Raw genomic sequence first — 17,406 nt, forward strand, 5'->3', positions numbered from 1 at the left:
CGGGGGCCGCCGAGCTCGCCGAGGCGCTGCGCCGCGCCACCGACCAGGGCGCCAAGGCGGTGCGGGAGCGGCGGGTGCCGGACTGGACGCCGGTGCGGGAGGCGCTGGAGCGCTGGGAGGCGGAGTGCCGGGCGCGCGAGGAGGCGGCGGAGGGCGGGGCGCCGCCTCCCGCCGGTACCGGACTCGTCCGCAACAACGTCGCGCTGCTCCTCGACGCCCTGGAGGACTTCTCGCGGGGTCTGGCCTCGTGACGTCACGGCGTCACGGCGTCGCGGGGGCTGGGCTCCTGACCTCGTGACGTCACGGCGTCACGGCGTCGGCAGGTCCGGGACGTCGGGGAGGTCGGAGAGGCCGGGGATGTCCTTCAGCGAGCCCGGGTCGGTCTTCTTGAGCGTGTCCTTGGCCCCGGCATCCCACGAGATCACGACGGTCTTGCCGTCGTTGGACTCGATGGCCCCCATGGTCCGGGCGGTGTCCCCGTCGGCGCACTTCAGCTCCAGCATCGGCTTGCCCATGTCCGCCACGGTGCCCGTGCAGACGTGGGACTCGGCGACGACGGCGGCCTTCCCGGCGACGACGGACAGCACCACCGACTTGCCGTCGGTCTGGCCCAGCCAGGCACCCTCCAGCGCCTTCGCGTCGCCGCCGGTTCCGCCGTCCGGCTCCGAGGACGCGTCAGCGCTCCCGCTCGGCGTGGAGCCGGCGCTCGACCCGGAGTCCTTGCCCGAGTCGTCCTTGCCACCGTCGCTTCCGCAACCGGTGAGGGCCAGCGCGGTCAGCAGACCGGCGGCGAGGACTGCGCCGGTACGTGCGACTTTGTACATGTGGAATTCCCCCTGGAAGACGAATGGCCATCCAAGCTACCAGCGGGTCGCACGGGCTGCCGAGAAGTCAACTCCCGGAATCGGGAGCCGCAGAGGCCGTTCACACGTCTTCATCGGCAGGAACTGTAATCACGGCACCACCGCGCGTGCACGTGCATCTGCTCGTGCATCCGCTCATGCACTAGGAATTGAACACAGCTATGATCCGGGACAGTTGACACTTGCACCTTGCAACTCGGGGAGCGTCCTGTGCACCACGTGTACAACGGCATGGCGGCCACAGAGCTTCGCGGAGTCGTCTGGCAGAAGAGCAGACACAGCAACTCCCAGGGTTCCTGCGTGGAGTTCGCGAAACTGCCCGACGGAGATGTGGCGATGCGCAATTCGCGCCACCCGGACGGGCCGGCGCTGGTCTACACACCGGCCGAGATAGAGGCGTTGCTGCTCGGCGTCAAGGACGGCGAGTTCGACCACCTCGTGGGCTGACGGCCGAGCGTTCCCGCACGGACCGCACGCCAGCGCCGTCCCGTACACCACGGAGGGCTGAACCCCGCCGGAATCCAGCGGTGTTCAGCCCTCGGGCGGTGTGCCACGCGGTGCGCCGGCCGGTCGCACCGCTCCCCTCACACCGGGTCGGTCAGTCTGAACAGTGCCCAGACGACCTTGCCTCGGGAAGCCGCCGTGCCCGGCGTGCTCTCGGTGGTCAGTACGGGAGAGGGGTGCCACCCCCAGCAGTCGCTGAAGGACTCCACCAGGAACAGCCCCCGCCCCGACTCGGCGGAGTCCGGTGCCTCGGAGGCGACCGGGCTCGCGTGGCTCGGGTCGCGCACCGCGCACACCAGCCGCGAGGTCCAGCGCATCAGGTGCAGCCGTACCGGCGGCTCCTGGGGCTCGCGCGGGGCGTCGGCCGGCAGGGCGTGCCGCAGGGCGTTGGTGACCAGTTCGGAGACGACGAGCGCGACGTCGTCGAAGCGCTCGCTCAGGCCCCATCCGCCCAGGGTCGACCTGGTGAACTGCCGTGCGCCGCCGACGGCTTCGTAGTGCGGCGGCAGGGTGCAGGTGGCCGACCCGGAGACGGCCGAGGGATCGATGGGGGGAAGCCCCTGCCGTAACGGCTCGAGCATCGTCGATCCATTCGTCCCCATGCGAGGCACTCCCGGGAATCGCGGCTGGACCGGTACTGCGTACCGGCGACAGCGGCACAACACGAACGAGAACGCAGGTGCGCGGGCTCCATGGTTCCGAATGCGCACAGCAGATGCAAGGGCAGATGCACGTGCACGCACCGGACCTGTCCGACCCCGCCCGGTTCTTGCTCATTTCTTCCCCGCCCGGGTTTCGGCGTCTTCCCAAGCTCTTCCCATTTCCGTAATCGAATGAGTACGGGGCGAAGCGTTTTGATGGCAGAATCCGGCTCTTGGGGTTCAGGGGGAGCCCCGATGCCAGGAAGCGATGGGGAGGGTTGGACCAGTGGCGGCAGGCGAGTCGAGTGGGTCCGTGGTGCGACGCATCCTGCTGGGCTCTCAGCTCAGGAGACTGCGTGACTCGCGAGGCATCACGCGCGAGGCGGCCGGCTACTCGATCCGGGCCTCCGAATCGAAGATCAGCCGCATGGAGTTGGGACGGGTGAGCTTCAAGGCCAGGGACGTCGAGGATCTGCTCACGCTCTACGGCGTCACGGACGAGGCGGAGCGCGACTCCCTGCTCGCCCTGGCCCGTGAGGCCAACGTGGCGGGCTGGTGGCACAGTTACGGGGACGTACTGCCCGGCTGGTTCCAGACCTACGTCGGCCTGGAGGGTGCGGCCTCGCTCATCCGGATCTACGAGGTCCAGTTCGTGCACGGACTCCTCCAGACCGAGGACTACGCCCACGCCGTCGTCTCCCGGGGCATGCGCGGCGCGCCCCCCGCCGAGATCGAGCGCCGCGTCGCCCTGCGCCTGGAGCGGCAGAAGGTGCTCGTCTCCGAACGGGCGCCCCGCTTCCACGCCGTGCTGGACGAGGCGGCGCTGCGCCGCCCGTACGGCGGGCGCGAAGTGATGCGGGCGCAATTGCGGCATCTGATCGATATGTCGGAACAGCCGAACGTCACGCTTCAGGTGATGCCGTTCAGTTTCGGTGGGCACGCGGGCGAGAGCGGAGCATTCACCATGCTGCGATTCCCGGAATCCGATCTGTCGGACATCGTGTATCTGGAGCAGCTGACAAGCGCGCTCTATCTGGACAAGGACGAAGAAGTCGCCCAGTACGAAAAGGCGATGACGCGGCTCCACGAGGAGAGCCCGGGCCCCGAGGAGAGTCGTGACCTGCTCCGAGGACTTCTCCAACTCTCCTGAATTTTCAGTACGATGGCGCTCCTACAGGAGTCTGCACCTGAGTTAAGGGATCGCATGTCCTTCTTCCAAGAGCTGGCCGGCCAGTACATCGACGGTGAATGGCGGACGGGCGCCGGCTCCTGGGACATCATCGATTTCAATCCGTACAACGGTGAGAAGCTTGCCGCGATCACCATCGCCACCGCCGCCGAGGTGGACGGCGCCTACCGTGCCGCCGAGCGCGCGCAGGGGGAATGGGCGGCGGCGAGCCCGTACCGCCGCCGGGACGTCCTGGAGCGCGCGCTGCGGGTCACCGAGGAGCTGGCCGACGAGATCACCGAAGCGATCATCGACGAGCTGGGCGGCACCCGCACCAAGGCCGCGTACGAGCTGAGCCTCACCCAGGAGTTCCTGCGCGAGGCCGCCCGGCAGGCGCTCTCGAAGGAGGGCCGCATCCTGCCCTCCGCCGCGGACGGCCGGGAGAACCTGCTCTACCGGCTGCCCGTCGGGGTCGTCGGCGTCATCGGCCCCTTCAACTTCCCGCTCCTGGTGACGATGAAGTCGGTCGCGCCGGCCCTGGCCCTCGGCAACGCGGTCGTCGTCAAGGCCAACCAGAACTCGCCCGTCGTCGGCGGCGGACTCGTCGCGAGGATCTTCGAGGAGGCCGGGCTTCCGGCCGGGCTGCTCAACGTGGTCGTCACCGACATAGCCGAGATAGGCGACGCGTTCATCGAGCACCCCGTGCCCCAGGTGATCTCCTTCGCCGGATCGGACCGGGTCGGCCGCCATGTCGCCGCGACCGCGGGCGCCCTCTTCAAGCGGACCGTCCTCGAACTCAGCGGCAACAGCGCCCTCGTGGTGCTGGACGACGCGGACATCGACTACGCGGTCGACGCCGCCGTCTTCAGCCGGTTCGTCTACTCCGGCCAGGTCTGCATGGCCGCCAACCGCATCCTGGTGGACCGGCCGGTGGCCGCCGAGTTCACGGAGAAGTTCTGCGCCCGCGTGGCGGCCCTGAAGACCGGTGACCCGCGCGAGCCGGACACCAGCATCGGCCCGGTCATCAACACCTTCCACGCCGACTCGCTCGCCGCCCTGGTGGACCAGGCGATCGCCGAGGGCGCCGAGGCGCCGGTGCGCGGACGGGTGCGCGGCAATCTGGTCGAGCCGACCGTGCTCACCGGCCTGCCCGGGAGCTCCCCGCTGCTCCACCAGGAGATCTTCGGCCCGGTCGCGCTGCTGGTCCCCTTCGACGGCGAGGACGAGGCCGTCCGGATCGTCAACGACAGCCCGTACGGGCTCAGCGGCGCCGTGCACACCGCGCGCACCGGGCGGGGCGTCCGGTTCGCCCAGCGCATCCGCAGCGGGATGTTCCACGTCAACGACTCCACCGTGCACGACGACCCGGGCATCGCGTTCGGCGGTGAGAAGGACTCCGGCCTGGGCCGGATGAACGGGGACGCGGCGGTGGACGCGTTCACCACCCAGAAGTGGATCTCCGTCCAGCACGGCCGCAGCGTCTTCCCCTTCTGACCTCCCCCCGACTCCGCCCGCTAGGCTGGCCGGGTTGTCCAGAGAGGTGGAGGGCATGTCCGCGATCCGGCTGCTGGTCCTCGGCGCCGTGCGCCAGCACGGCCGGGCCCACGGCTACCAGGTCCGCAACGACCTGGAGTACTGGGGCGCCCACGAGTGGTCCAACGCCAAGCCCGGCTCCGTCTACCACGCGCTGAAGCAGCTCGCGAAGCAGGACATGCTCCTCGCCCACGAGGTGGCCCCGAGCACGGTGGGCGGCCCGCCGCGCATCGAGTACGAGATCACCGAGCGCGGCACCGAGGAGTACTTCGCCCTGCTGCGCGCCTCGCTCACCTCGTACGAGCAGCGGATGGACGTCCTCTCGGCGGGCATCGGCTTCATCGTCGACCTGGAACGCGCCGAGGCGGTGGCCCTGCTCCGGGAGCGCCTGGAGAACCTCGCGGCCTGGCGGGCCGCCGTCACCGGGCACTACCTCCCCGAGGGCGGCCCGGAGCAGCTGGGCCACATCGGTGAGGTCATGAACTTCTGGGTCCACTCGGCGGACGCCGGCGCGGAGTGGACGCGCGGGCTGATCGCGCGGATCGAGGGTGGGGCGTACGTCTTCGCAGGCGAAGGCGCCCCGTTCGTCGGCGTGCTCGCGGAGGGCGAGGAGAACCCGTACGCGACCGGGGTCCAGGACCCGGGCGACGCGCACTAATCAAGTTTGACGAATGACGCGAGGCGGTCTATCTTTCCCTTACTAGTCAAGTTTGATTACTGGACGGCCGGGGGTGTGCTGGATTGCGGGACGCGATCGTGGTCGAGGGAATGCGCAAGCGCTACGGAGGGACCTACGCCCTGGACGGACTGGATCTGACGGTCGGCCGCTCGACCGTGCACGCCGTGCTCGGCCCGAACGGGGCAGGGAAGTCCACGGCGGTCCGCATCCTGTCGACCCTGCTGCGGTACGACGAGGGCCGGGCCGAGGTCGCGGGACACGACGTACGGCGGCGGCCGGCCGAGGTCCGCCGCCGGATCGGGCTGCTCGGCCAGCATCCGGCCCTGGACGAGGAGCTGTCCGGCCGGCAGAACCTGGAGATGTTCGGCCGGCTGCACCACCTGGGCGCGCGCCGGGCCGGGGCGCGGGCGGACGCCCTGCTCGACCGCTTCGGCCTGGCGGACACGGGCCGCAAGGCGGTGCGCGACTACAGCGGGGGCATGCGGCGGCGGCTCGACCTGGCGGCTTCACTGATCACCGAACCCGAGGTGCTGTTCCTGGACGAGCCGACGACCGGGCTCGACCCGCGCGGCCGCGCCGAGGTGTGGGCCGCGGTGCGCTCGCTGGTCGGCGGCGGCACGACCGTCCTGCTGACCACGCAGTATCTGGAGGAGGCCGACCGGCTCGCGGACCGGATCTCGCTGATCGACGGCGGCCGGGTCGCCGCCGAGGGAACGGCCGACGAGTTGAAGGCCCGCGTCGGCGGCGACCGCCTCGACGTCGTCGTGCGCGACGCCGCCCAGGTGGCGCGCGCGGCCGCCCTGCTCGACGGCGGCAGGGTGACGGACCCGGACCGGCGGACCGTCGGAGCGCCGGCGGCGGACCGGGTGGCGGTGCTCACCCGGGCCGTGCGGGCGCTGGCGGACGCGGGCATCGAGGCGGAGGACATCGCGGTGCGCCGGCCGACGCTGGACGAGGTCTTCCTGGCCCTGACGGGCAGCGGAGACGAGAAGGAGGTGGCGGCGTGAGCGCGACGATGTGGGCGGTGTCCGACTCCTGGACGATGACCCGGCGCGAGCTGGCCCGCTGGGCCCGGCAGCCGGCGCAGGTCGTAGTGGGCCTGGTGTTCCCGGTGATGCTGCTGCTGATGTTCACCTACCTGGTCGGCGGTGGCCGGGGGATCGAGGGGGAGACCGCCGATTACCTGGTGCCCGGCATGCTGGCGCTGACCATGGCCTTCGGCCTGGAGTCGACCGTGCTCGCGGTCACCCGTGACCTGGAGAAGGGGGTCGTGGACCGGTTCCGCTCGATGCCGATGGCGTCCGGGACGGTGCTGGTCGGCCGGGCCGTCGCGGACATGCTCCAGTCGGTCGCCGCGCTGCTGGTGATGGGCGCGGCGGGTTACGCGGTCGGCTGGCGGTGGCACGAGGGGGTGACCGCCGCACTGGTGGCGATGGGGCTGCTTCTGCTGCTGCGGTTCGCGATGCTGTGGCTCGGCATCCTGCTGGCGCTGGTGGCGGGACGGCCGGAGAAGGTGCAGGCGGTGCAGATCCTGGTCTGGCCCGTCGGCTTCCTCTCCACGGTGTTCGCCGCGCCGGAGACCATGCCCGGGTGGCTGGGGTCCGCCGTCGAGTGGAATCCGCTCTCGGCCACCGCGACGGCGGTGCGCGACCTGTTCGGCAACCCGGGCGCCGACGGCGGCTCCTGGGCGGCCGACCACGCCGGACTGCTCGCGGTGGTGTGGCCGCTGGCGCTGCTCGTGGTGTTCTTCCCCTTGGCGGTACGGCGGTTCGCCGCCCTCGGCCGCTGAGGTCCGCCGCCGTCTCAGTGGTGGAAGGACGTCGCCGCGTTCTGGTCCCGGGTCAGCGGGTGCGGCTGGGCGCGGAGTTCCGGCATCAGGAGGCGCAGGTCCTCCAGGAGCAGGTCCGCCAGGTCCGATGAGAAGCCGTTCCGGCACACGATCCGGAGCACCGACAGGTCCTCCCGGTCGGCCGGGAAGGTGTACGCGGGCACCAGCCAGCCGCGTTCGCGCAGTCGCCGTGACACGTCGAAGACGTCGTACGCCGTCACCTCCGGCTTGGTGGTGAGCGCGAAGACGGGCAGCTGGTCGCCCCGGGTGAGCAGCCGGAAGTCGCCCAGCTCCTCGATCCTCGCGGCCAGCCCGGTCGCCACGTCCCGGGCCGCCTGCTGCACGGCCCGGTAGCCGTCCCGGCCCAGCCTCAGGAAGGTGTAGTACTGCGCCACGACCTGGGCGCCGGGCCGGGAGAAGTTCAGCGCGAAGGTGGGCATGTCGCCGCCCAGGTAGTTCACCCGGAAGACCAGCTCCTCGGGCAGTTCGGCGGGCGAGCGCCACAGCGCCCAGCCGACGCCCGGGTAGACCAGGCCGTATTTGTGGCCGGAGGTGTTGATGGAGGAGACCCGGGGGAGCCGGAAGTCCCACACCAGGTCCGGGTCGAGGAACGGCGCGACCATGGCGCCGGAGGCCCCGTCGACATGGACGGGGATGTCGAGGCCGGTGCGCTCCTGGAGGTCGTCCAGGGCCGCGCACAGCTCCGCGATCGGCTCGTAGCTGCCGTCGAAGGTGGAGCCGAGGACGCCGACGACGCCGATGGTGTTCTCGTCGCACAGCTCCACGGCGGCCCGCGGGTCGAGGTGGAAGCGGTCGCCCTCCATGGGGACGAGGCGCGGTTCGACCTCCCAGAACGTGCAGAACTTCTCCCAGCACACCTGCACGTTCACCCCCATCACGAGATTGGGCTTGGCGCTCGCCGGGTAGCGGTCGGCGTTCTTGGCCGCCCAACGGCGCTTGAGTGCCATCGCGGCGAGCATGCACGCCTCACTGGACCCGGTCGTGGAACAGCCGACGGCGGCCGAGGGGTCGGGCGCGTGCCAGAGGTCGGCGAGCATCGACACACAGCGCCGCTCCAGTTCGGCGGTGCGCGGGTACTCGTCCTTGTCGATCATGTTCTTGTCGCGGCACTCGCCCATCAGCACCCCGGCCTGGGGTTCCATCCAGGTGGTGACGAACGTGGCGAGGTTGAGCCGTGAGTTGCCGTCCAGCATCAGCTCGTCGTGGACGAGCCCGTACGCGGTGTGGGGCGGCAGCGGTCCGTCCGGCATCCGGTGCCTGGGCGGCGCCGCCTCCATCCCGGCGACCGGGTCGGCCACCCCGTAGAAGGGGTTGAGCGCCAGCTTGCTCTGCTCGGCCGACGGTTCGCCCTCGTGCGCGGAGCCCCGGTGGAGCGGCATCACGGACCTGCCTTTCTCGGCTCGCGCCCGCGAGACCGGACGGGACCGACGGTACGGACGGCTCCGGCGCCCGGCACCCGGTGCTGGGCCGTCCGGCTCAGCGCAGCGCCGTGCCGTCCTCGCGCAGCTGCATCAGCGGCCGGCCGGTCACCAGCAGCCAGGCGGGCAGCGAGGCCACGCACAGCACCGGCAGCAGGGCCGTGTCGAAGCCCAGCACCGCCGCCGTGAACAGGCTCAGCCAGCCCTGCCGGGTGACGGCCAGCAGCACGCCCAGCACCGCGCACGTCACCGCGAGCGCCACCGGCACCGCGTCCACCAGCGCGTGGGCGCACAGGCCGAGCGCCACGCCCACGAACACCGCCGGGAAGATCCGGCCGCCCCGGAACCCGCAGGTCGCCGCGATCACCAGGGCGGCGGCCTTCACCACCGCCATCGCCCCGAACCCGGCGGCCGACCAGCCGTCCGGATCGGCGGCGAGCGTCTTCACCTCGTCCAGCCCCTTGAAGAGCGTGAGGTGCCCGCCCAGCGCCCCGAGCAGGCCGAGCGCCAGACCGCCCAGGGTCAGGGCGAGCACCGGATGCGGCAGGGCCCGGAAGAAGCGGTGGACGAAGGGGAACGCGTACACCGCCGCGAGGCCGAGGACCGCTCCGGCGGAGGCGATCACGAGGGCGGCGAGCAGGTCGCCCCAGCCGGTGTGCGTGTACGGGGGCAGCGACAGGTCGAAGCTGGGGTGCTCGGCCAGCGACATGGTGAGCGATCCGGCGGCCCCGGCCGCGAGGGGCCCGAACAGCTTGTCCCAGAGCGCCCCGGCGCCCGGCGCGGCGGCCAGCGTCTCGGTGAGGATCAGGGCGGCGGCGACCGGGGTGCCGAAGAGGGCGCCGATGGTGCCGGCGGCGGCGAGCGCGAGCCACAGCTCACCGGGCGCGCCGGGCGCGATCCGGCGGCCCGCCCAGGCGGCCAGGGCGATGTTGGCCGCGGTGATCGGGTTCTCCGGGCCGAGGCTGACGCCGCCCGCCAGGGCCAGGACGGTGACCACGAGCAGGCCGGGCACCACGTGGGGGGGCAGGGGAGGGTCGACCAGGCCCATGGTCGCCGGGTCCGGGCCGCCCCGGCCGGGGACGGCGCGCAGGACCAGGCCGGTCACCAGGCCCGTGGCCGTGAGCATCACGATCATCCACAGCGAGGAGAAGCCCCCCACGGAGAGCGCGTCCGGCAGCGTCTTCCACAGCACGTCCTGGAACTGCTCCGCGAGCAGGCTGACCCCGAGCAGGACCAGGGCCGAGGCTACGCCCACGGCCAGGGCGGGCACGATGAGCACGAGCAGCCGGCGGGCGGCGGCGGGCTCGGCGGCGACGGCGGAATCGGTCGGCATCGGCACACCATAGCGATACGAAAGCCTTAAAGCCGCTCAAAAGGGGCGGGTGGCAGGCGGGACTTGCACCTCACGTCGCGTGAGGGCCGAGGCTCGTACCCGTACCCACACAGGAAGGAGCGGGGAGCCATGGAGCACTCCGTGGGAGAGGTCGCCGGCTATGCCGGGGTCACGGTGCGCACCCTGCACCACTACGACTCCATCGGCCTGCTCTCACCGGGCGGGCGCAGCCACGCGGGCCACCGGCGGTACGACGACGCCGACCTGGACCGGCTGCAGCAGATCCTCTTCTACCGGGAGCTCGGCTTCCCGCTGGAGGAGATCGCGGCCCTGCTCGACGACCCGGACGCGGACCCGCAGGAGCACCTGCGCCGCCAGCACGCGCTGCTGTCGCACCGGATCGCGGAGCTCCAGCGGATGGCCGCCGCCGTAGAGACAGCGATGGAGGCACGCAGGATGGGCATCAACCTCACCCCCGAGGAGAAGTTCGAGGTCTTCGGCGACAAGGACCCGGATCAGTACGCAGAGGAGGCCGAGCGCCGCTGGGGCTCCACCGACGCCTACGCCGAGTCGCAGCGCCGGGCCGCCCGCTACACCAAGGAGGACTGGCGGCGGATGAAGGCCGAGGTCGACTCCTGGAGCGAGCGCTACGCGGCCCTGGTGGAGGCGGGTGAGCCCGCCGACGGCGAGCGCGCCACCGACCTCGCGGAGGAGCACCGGCTCCACATCTCCACCTGGTTCTACGCGTGCGACCACGAGTTCCACCGGTGCCTCGGCGGGATGTACGTCGCCGATCCGCAGTTCAAGGCGTTCTACGACGCCATGCGGCCGGGCCTCGCCGAGCACCTGCGCGACGCCATCGAGGCGAACGCGCGCCGCCGGACGTAAGCGGGGAGGCGGGTGGAACCCGAGGCCGCCCCGAGGCGTTGATAGCTTGGGGCGGCCACGCAGCCGCCCATCGACCTCATCCTGGAGCCCGGACCCTTGAATACGCTTGCGCTCGGACCGAGCTGGCTGGACCCGGACCATCTCATCGGGCAGTTCGGCCTGATCGGCGTGCTCGTCATCGTCTTCGCCGAATCCGGGCTGCTCATCGGCTTCTTCCTGCCCGGTGACTCCCTGCTGTTCACCACGGGCCTGCTGGTCACGACCGACAAGCTGCACACCCCGCTCTGGCTGGTCTGCGTCCTGGTCGCGCTGGCCGCGATCATCGGCGACCAGGTCGGCTACCTCTTCGGCCGCAAGGTCGGACCCTCGCTCTTCAACCGGCCCGACTCCCGCCTCTTCAAGCAGGAGAACGTCGAGAAGGCCCACGAGTTCTTCGAGAAGCACGGCCCGAAGTCGCTGATCCTGGCCCGTTTCGTGCCGATCGTGCGGACCTTCACCCCGATCATCGCGGGCGTCAGCCGGATGAACTACCGCTCGTTCATCGTGTTCAACGTGATCGGCGGCGTCCTGTGGGGCGTCGGCGTCACCCTGCTCGGCGCCGCCCTCGGCAACGTCGAGTTCGTCCACAAGAACATCGAGGCGATGCTCGTCCTGATCGTGCTGATCTCGGTGATCCCGATCGCCATCGAGTTCCTGCGCGCCCGGAGCAAGGCCAAGAAGGAGGGCCCCGCCGCCGGGAACGGCGAGGTGCCCCCGCAGGATCCGTCCGCCGGCCGCCGGGGCCGCCACGCCAAGCGCTGAGCGTCGTACGCCCCTGAGGGGCGACCGGGTCAGAAGCCGCGCGTCCGCTTGGCCGCGCGGCGGTTCGCGCCCCCGACCGCGCCCGGCACCCGCATGAACAGCCGGGAGATCTCGCTCCCCAGGTTCACCCCGATGGCGATGGCCAGCGCCGTCGCCACCGCCGTGGACAGCGAGGCGAGGCCCCGGTCCAGCTCGTTCTGCGCGACGCCCAGCAGACCGAAGTACGTCGCCGAGCCGGGCAGCAGCGGTCCGATGGCCGCCGTGATGTACGGCAGCGACGACGTGTAGCGGTACCGCGAGAACAGCTGCCCGAACAGCCCGACGAGCCCGGCTGCCGCGGCCGTCGCGGCCACCGCCGACAGCTCGCCCGTCCGGGCCATCGCCCCGTAGACGATCCAGGCCACTCCGCCGTTCAGGGTCACCGCGAGCACCGTCACCCGCTCCTGCTGGAGCAGGATCGCGAAGGACAGGGTCAGCACCATCGACGCCAGGATCTGGATCACCGGCCGGTCGTGCGTGATGAACCGCGCCTCCGGGTCCAGCTCCGCGCCCAGCTGGAGCCCCCCGTACAGGGCCAGCAGCACCCCGGTGACGATCGCGATGAAGAAGTACATGACCTCCAGGAGCCGCGCCGAGGCCGTGATGTAGTACCCGGTCAGGCCGTCCTGCACGCCCGCCACCAGCGCCCGCCCCGGCAGCAGGGCGAACAGCCCACCGGTGATCACCGCCGACGGCCGTACGTCCGACCAGTGCGTCAGCGTCAGCGCCACGCCCATCGCGGCGGGCGGCATCGCCGCCACCACGAACTGGTAGAACTCCGGCAGCCCGCGCCCCGCACACAGCCAGGCCAGCCGGTCACCGAGCATCGCCCCGAGCGCCGCGATCAGGAACACCAGCGGACCACCGCCGACCAGCACGGACGCCGCCCCGGCCAGCCCGCCGGCGGCCAGCGTGAGCACCCAGCCGGGATACGGGTGGCGGTTGCGCCGGATCTCCGCGAGCCGCCGGTACGCCTCCTCCAGCGACACCTCGTCGTCGGCCGTGGTGATGTCGTCGATCAGCCGGAAGACCGCCGCCAGCCGGGTGTAGTCGGTGCCCCGGCGGCGTACCGTCCGGCTCGCCGTCACCGGGTCGTCCACCAGTGACGGCTGGTGCGAGATCGACAGCAGGGTGAACGTCACGGTCGGCTCGCAGCGGTCGAGCCCGTAGCTCCGCATCACCGCGAACATGGCCGCCTCGACGTCCTCGGCGCCCTCACCGCCCGCCAGCAGCAGCTCCCCGATGCGCAGCGTCAGGTCGAGCACGCGCGGCACCGGGGGCCCCGCCTCCTCGTCGTGCCGCTGGACCGGCTCGGGCGCCGGGCGCTCGGCGACCGGCATCCGCAGCATCGTGCGCATCCGGTCCTGCCAGGGCGCCTCCTTGGTCAGCCGGACCATCGGCACCCCGTACGCCGGGGTGAACGCCGGCGGGGAGTCCCGGAAGCTGTACGTGCTCGGCGTGGCGAACGCCGAACCGGTCGTCTCGGAGCCGGAAGCGGAACCCGTACCGGAACCGGAACCCGGGGCCGGCGGCTCGGGCGTCACCCCCTCCGGAAGGGCGAATTCCGAGGTCGGGTGGTCCTCCTCCGGCGGCGCCGCCGGTCCGGTCCCGGCAGGCCGCGAGAAGGCACTGTGCGCCTCGTCGGACTGGGGCTTCTCGTCATCGGGCCCGTCCGGTTCCGCCACCACTCGACCTCGATCCTCCTCGGCTGCGCGTCCTCGGCCGCACTCCTGCCCAGTATGGCCACGCCCAAGGGAGGGCACACGGAACGGGCGGCACACCCACCTGGGTGTGCCGCCCGTTCGCAGGCCCGCTCATCCGGAAGCGGAACGTCAGTGCGCGCCGCCCTGCGCCTCAAGGCGCTTGCGGGAGGCGACGATCTCGGCCTCGGCCTCGGCGCGGCCGACCCAGTCGGCGCCCTCGACGGACTTGCCCGGCTCCAGGTCCTTGTAGACCTCGAAGAAGTGCTGGATCTCCAGGCGGTCGAACTCCGACACGTGCTGGATGTCCTGCAGGTGCTCCACCCGCGGGTCGGACGCCGGGACGCACAGCAGCTTGTCGTCGCCACCGGCCTCGTCGGTCATCCGGAACATGCCGATCGCGCGGCACTTGATGAGGCAGCCCGGGAACGTCGGCTCCTCCAGGATCACCAGCGCGTCCAGCGGGTCGCCGTCCTCACCGAGGGTGTCCTCGACGAAGCCGTAGTCCGCCGGGTAGCTGGTCGAGGTGAAGAGCCGACGGTCCAGACGAATCCGGCCGGTCTCGTGATCCACCTCGTACTTGTTGCGCGAACCCTTCGGGATCTCGATAACGACGTCGAACTCCACGGGTGGCTCCTCCATGATCAACACATACGACTGGTGGTTAAGTGTCCCTCACGCAGATGTGTGCTCGCGAAAGGGGCTGGTCAACGGTGGCCGAGCCGGTGGAAAGACCGTCGACCGAACCGCCCGGCACGCCCGGCGGCAGTATCGCGGCCCGTCCGGGCGCACGCGGCGGAGTGAACGACTGGCAGTTCACGGCCGTGTCCGCCGTCGTCGGACTGGCCCTCGCGGCCGGCGCCGTCCTCGCCACCGGACCCTGGGACTCGGGTCAGCGTAAGGCCGAGCGGGACCGCGCGACCGCCGCCGAACGCACAGGTGGCGCACATCACGACGCGGGCGACCCCGACGGTCCCGCACCCGCCCCGAGCGCGCCCGCCGTCCTCGCCGCCCTGTCCGCCGCCGGGACCGGCCCGGCGAACGCCCCGGCCGGCACCCCCCGCGACCTGCGCACCGTCCTGGACCCGCTGCTGGAGAACGACGCGCTGGGCACCCGCCGCGCCGCCGTCGTCATCGACACCGCCACCGGCGAACGGCTCTACGGCAAGGGCGCCGACGCCCCCATGACGCCCGCCTCCACCGTCAAGATCGCCACCACCGTCGCCGCCCTCGGCGCCCTCGGCCCCGCCCACCGCATCCCCACCACGGTGCGCGCCTCCGACGACCTGCGCACCGTCACCCTCGTCGGCGGCGGCGACCCCACCCTCGACAAGGCCGCCCTGCGCGCCCTGGCCACCGAGACCGCCCGAGCCCTCAAGGCCGCCGAGGCCCCCTCCGTACGCCTGCGCTACGACGCCTCCGCCTACTCGGGGCCCACGCACCACCCGATCGGCCCCAACGAGAACATCGCGCCGATGAGCGCCCTGATGCTGAACGAGGGCCGCCAGGACGACTCCGCCAAGGGCCCGGCCCCGCGCACCGAGGACCCGGCCGCCGACGCCGCCCGCGCCTTCGCCGGTTACCTCGACAAGGCAGGCGTCACCACCAAGGGCGCCCCCGCCCCCGGCCGCCCCGCCGAGAAGTCCCGCACCGTCGCCACCCACCTCTCCGCCCCGCTGTCCGGCCTGGTCGAACGCGCCCTGACCAACAGCGACAACGACATCGCCGAGGCCCTGGCCCGGCAGACCGCCATCGCCGCCGGGCAGCCCGCCGACTTCAAGGGCGGCCGACGGGCCGTCACCGCCCGCCTCAAGAAGCTCGGTCTGCCCCTCAAGGGCGTGAACATCGCCGACGGCAGCGGGCTCGACCGCCGGGACAAGGTGACCGCCGCCCTGCTCGCCGGCCTCCTCGCCCGGGCGGCCGACCCCGCCCACCCCGAACTGCGCCCCGTCCTCACCGGCCTCCCCGTGGCGGGCTTCAGCGGCACGCTCAGCAGCCGCTACACCAGCAAGGCCGGCGGCACCGGCTTCATCCGCGCCAAGACCGGCACCCTCACCGGCGTCAACAGCCTGGCCGGCACGGTCGTGGACACCCGGGGACGGCTCCTCGCCTTCGCCTTCCTCGCCTCCGGCACCACCGCCCCCACCGAGGCCCAGAAGGCCCTCGACAAACTCGCCACCGCACTCGGCGCCGGCGAGCGCTGACCGCGTCAACCCCTCACCGCGCCAAGGGCGGAGCACGTACGGTTGACGCATGACGAGCATCGGTGGTGCAGGGATGGTCGACTGGAACCTCGCGGTCGCGACCGCGACCCGGCTTGTGCGGCCGGGCCCCGAGATCAGCCGCGAGGAGGCCCGCGAGGTCGTCGCGGAGCTGCGCAGGCACGCGAAGGCGGCGGAGGAGCACGTCCGCGCCTTCACCCGGATGATCCCCGAGGGCACCGAGCCCGAGGACACCCCCGTCCTCGTCGTGGACCGCGCCGGCTGGATCAGGGCCAACGTCGCCGGCTTCCGGGAACTGCTGCGCCCCCTCCTGGAGAAGATGGAGGAACGGCGCACCGGCGGCGCGGGCGGCGCCGTGCTCGGCGCGGTGGGCTCCAAGGTCACCGGCGTCGAGGTCGGGATGCTGCTGTCCTTCCTCGCCTCCCGCGTCCTCGGCCAGTACGAGACCTTCGCCCCCGCCACCCGCGACCTCCCCGCCTCCGCCGACGGCGGCGGCCGCCTCCTGCTCGTCGCGCCGAACATCGTCCACGTCGAACGCGAGCTGGAGGCGGACCCGCACGACTTCCGGCTCTGGGTCGCCCTCCACGAGGAGACCCACCGCACCCAGTTCACCGCGGTGCCCTGGCTCCGCGACCACCTCCAGGGCGAGATCCAGTCCTTCCTGGACGAGACCGACGTCGACCCGATGACCTTCCTGGAGCGGCTGCGCGAGGCCGCCCAGTCCCTCGCCGGGGGCCGGCCCGACGGCGAGTCCGACGAGGACGGCGGCCGCAGCCTGGTCGAACTCGTCCAGACCCCCGCCCAGCGCGAGATCCTCGGCCGCCTCACCGCCGTGATGTCCCTCCTCGAAGGGCACGCCGACTACGTGATGGACGGCGTCGGCCCCGAGGTGGTGTCCTCCGTCGCCGAGATCCGCGAGAAGTTCCAGCAGCGCCGTGCCCGCGGCGCGAGCCGCCTCGACCAGGCCCTGCGCAAGCTGCTCGGCCTCGACGCCAAGCTGCGCCAGTACCGGGACGGCGAACGCTTCGTGCGCGCCGTCGTGGACGAGGTCGGCATGGACGGCTTCAACCGGGTGTGGACCTCGCCCAACACCCTCCCCACGAAGGCGGAGATCGCCCGCCCGGCGGACTGGATCGCGAGGGTGCACCGTAAGGCAGAGTCGTGATCAAGGGCCCCGGTACGAAGGCAACGCGCCGGTAATCACCCATCCGAGGGACCGTAGGGGCATGGGAAGGCGTGCAATGCTCGATGAACGGCATTGCTCTGTCACCATCGACGCACTCTGAGTGACGGCACTCCTTCCCGTCCCGGCACTCCGAGACACCCCTCAAGAACCTCACGAAGGGCACCGGACATGGGTCCCCATCCTGCGGTCGCGGCGATACGCCTGGCGGTCCGCCGCGTACTCCACGACGTCATCGCCGAACACGCCGAACAGACCGAACGCGCCGGGTACGCCCCGCACCCCGAACTCGCCCGGGCCGGCTCGGGCGGCCGCCTCGGCACGCTCCCCGACCGCCCCGGCACCCCCCTGGTGCTCGTCGCCTGCTCCGGCGGCGCCGACTCCATGGCGCTCGCCTCCGCCCTCGCCTTCGAGGCCCGCAAACTCCCCGTCCGGGCCGGCGGCATCACCGTCGACCACGGCCTCCAGGACGGCTCCGACACCCGCGCCGCCGAGGTCGCCGCCCGGCTCGCCGCCATGGACCTCGGCCCCGTCGAGGCCGTCGCCGTCCACGTCGGCCGCGAGGGCGGTCCCGAGGCCGCCGCC

Annotated in this window: 17 protein-coding genes and 1 pseudogene; 12 read left to right on the forward strand and 6 right to left on the reverse strand. The window is 71.9% G+C overall.

Features of this window, described 5'->3' with window-relative positions; translation table 11 throughout:
• Positions 1–251, forward strand: a pseudogene (locus tag G3I41_RS28685) (FUSC family protein); the annotation flags it as partial.
• Positions 252–308: 57 nt separating this feature from the next.
• On the opposite strand, the gene G3I41_RS28690 reads toward G3I41_RS28685, so the two are convergent.
• On the reverse strand, positions 309–824 hold the full coding sequence (locus G3I41_RS28690) for a hypothetical protein (protein WP_164400348.1): 516 nt from the start codon (positions 822–824) through the stop codon (positions 309–311).
• A gap of 249 nt (positions 825–1,073) precedes the next feature.
• Here G3I41_RS28690 and G3I41_RS28695 point away from each other — a divergent pair, with 249 nt between their 5' ends.
• Entirely contained in the window at positions 1,074–1,310 is a 237-nt protein-coding gene (locus G3I41_RS28695) for a DUF397 domain-containing protein (RefSeq protein ID WP_018102227.1), read from the forward strand.
• A gap of 137 nt (positions 1,311–1,447) precedes the next feature.
• Here G3I41_RS28695 and G3I41_RS28700 read toward each other — a convergent pair whose 3' ends face one another.
• Positions 1,448–1,948: an ATP-binding protein gene (locus tag G3I41_RS28700; RefSeq protein ID WP_164403287.1), complete on the reverse strand. Its 501-nt coding sequence runs from the start codon at positions 1,946–1,948 to the stop codon at positions 1,448–1,450.
• A gap of 328 nt (positions 1,949–2,276) precedes the next feature.
• On the opposite strand from G3I41_RS28700, the gene G3I41_RS28705 reads away from it, so the two are divergent.
• The 5 genes from G3I41_RS28705 to G3I41_RS28725 all read left to right on the forward strand — a co-directional run bounded on the left by G3I41_RS28705 (position 2,277) and on the right by G3I41_RS28725 (position 7,177).
• Positions 2,277–3,158, forward strand: coding sequence for a helix-turn-helix transcriptional regulator (locus tag G3I41_RS28705; RefSeq protein ID WP_164403288.1), 882 nt, complete (start codon positions 2,277–2,279; stop codon positions 3,156–3,158).
• Between the two features lie 54 nt (positions 3,159–3,212).
• The gene (locus tag G3I41_RS28710) at positions 3,213–4,670 is read left to right on the forward strand and encodes an aldehyde dehydrogenase family protein (RefSeq protein WP_164403289.1); all 1,458 of its coding nucleotides are present in this window, start codon (positions 3,213–3,215) and stop codon (positions 4,668–4,670) included.
• A 55-nt stretch (positions 4,671–4,725) separates the two neighbouring features.
• Entirely contained in the window at positions 4,726–5,367 is a 642-nt protein-coding gene (locus G3I41_RS28715) for a PadR family transcriptional regulator (protein WP_164403298.1), read from the forward strand.
• Between the two features lie 83 nt (positions 5,368–5,450).
• The gene (locus G3I41_RS28720; protein ID WP_203601799.1) at positions 5,451–6,395 is read left to right on the forward strand and encodes an ATP-binding cassette domain-containing protein; all 945 of its coding nucleotides are present in this window, start codon (positions 5,451–5,453) and stop codon (positions 6,393–6,395) included.
• 8 nt (positions 6,396–6,403) lie between these two features.
• Positions 6,404–7,177 carry an ABC transporter permease gene (locus G3I41_RS28725; RefSeq protein WP_164403300.1) on the forward strand — a complete coding sequence of 258 codons (774 nt, stop codon included), beginning with the start codon at positions 6,404–6,406 and terminating at the stop codon, positions 7,175–7,177.
• A 14-nt stretch (positions 7,178–7,191) separates the two neighbouring features.
• Here the strand turns inward: G3I41_RS28725 and G3I41_RS28730 are convergent, their stop codons facing one another.
• Both G3I41_RS28730 and G3I41_RS28735 read right to left on the reverse strand, forming a co-directional pair.
• The gene (locus tag G3I41_RS28730; RefSeq protein WP_164403290.1) at positions 7,192–8,616 is read right to left on the reverse strand and encodes a glutamate decarboxylase; all 1,425 of its coding nucleotides are present in this window, start codon (positions 8,614–8,616) and stop codon (positions 7,192–7,194) included.
• A gap of 97 nt (positions 8,617–8,713) precedes the next feature.
• Positions 8,714–9,988: an ion channel protein gene (locus G3I41_RS28735; RefSeq protein WP_164403291.1), complete on the reverse strand. Its 1,275-nt coding sequence runs from the start codon at positions 9,986–9,988 to the stop codon at positions 8,714–8,716.
• 129 nt (positions 9,989–10,117) lie between these two features.
• On the opposite strand from G3I41_RS28735, the gene G3I41_RS28740 reads away from it, so the two are divergent.
• A complete protein-coding gene (locus G3I41_RS28740; RefSeq protein WP_164403292.1) occupies positions 10,118–10,876 on the forward strand; it encodes a MerR family transcriptional regulator in 759 nt (252 codons plus the stop codon).
• Positions 10,877–10,972: 96 nt separating this feature from the next.
• Positions 10,973–11,677, forward strand: coding sequence for a VTT domain-containing protein (locus tag G3I41_RS28745; protein ID WP_164403293.1), 705 nt, complete (start codon positions 10,973–10,975; stop codon positions 11,675–11,677).
• Positions 11,678–11,706: 29 nt separating this feature from the next.
• Here G3I41_RS28745 and G3I41_RS28750 read toward each other — a convergent pair whose 3' ends face one another.
• Together G3I41_RS28750 and G3I41_RS28755 are read right to left on the reverse strand one after the other, a co-directional pair.
• Positions 11,707–13,404 (reverse strand): threonine/serine exporter family protein, encoded by a 1,698-nt coding sequence (locus tag G3I41_RS28750; RefSeq protein WP_164403294.1) that lies wholly within the window; start codon positions 13,402–13,404, stop codon positions 11,707–11,709.
• 144 nt (positions 13,405–13,548) lie between these two features.
• A complete protein-coding gene (locus tag G3I41_RS28755) occupies positions 13,549–14,043 on the reverse strand; it encodes an inorganic diphosphatase (protein WP_018520452.1) in 495 nt (164 codons plus the stop codon).
• An 86-nt stretch (positions 14,044–14,129) separates the two neighbouring features.
• Between G3I41_RS28755 and dacB the strand changes: the two genes are divergently transcribed.
• The 3 genes from dacB to G3I41_RS28770 all read left to right on the forward strand — a co-directional run.
• Positions 14,130–15,620, forward strand: a complete 1,491-nt coding sequence (gene dacB / locus G3I41_RS28760; protein ID WP_164403295.1) for a D-alanyl-D-alanine carboxypeptidase/D-alanyl-D-alanine-endopeptidase — start codon at positions 14,130–14,132, stop codon at positions 15,618–15,620.
• Between the two features lie 49 nt (positions 15,621–15,669).
• Positions 15,670–16,803 carry a zinc-dependent metalloprotease gene (locus G3I41_RS28765; protein ID WP_164403296.1) on the forward strand — a complete coding sequence of 378 codons (1,134 nt, stop codon included), beginning with the start codon at positions 15,670–15,672 and terminating at the stop codon, positions 16,801–16,803.
• Between the two features lie 189 nt (positions 16,804–16,992).
• Positions 16,993–17,406: ATP-binding protein (locus tag G3I41_RS28770; RefSeq protein ID WP_275408456.1), on the forward strand; the 414-nt coding region annotated here is incomplete at its 3' end.

This window comes from Streptomyces sp. SID9727, assembly GCF_010550605.1.
GTDB lineage: Bacteria > Actinomycetota > Actinomycetes > Streptomycetales > Streptomycetaceae > Streptomyces.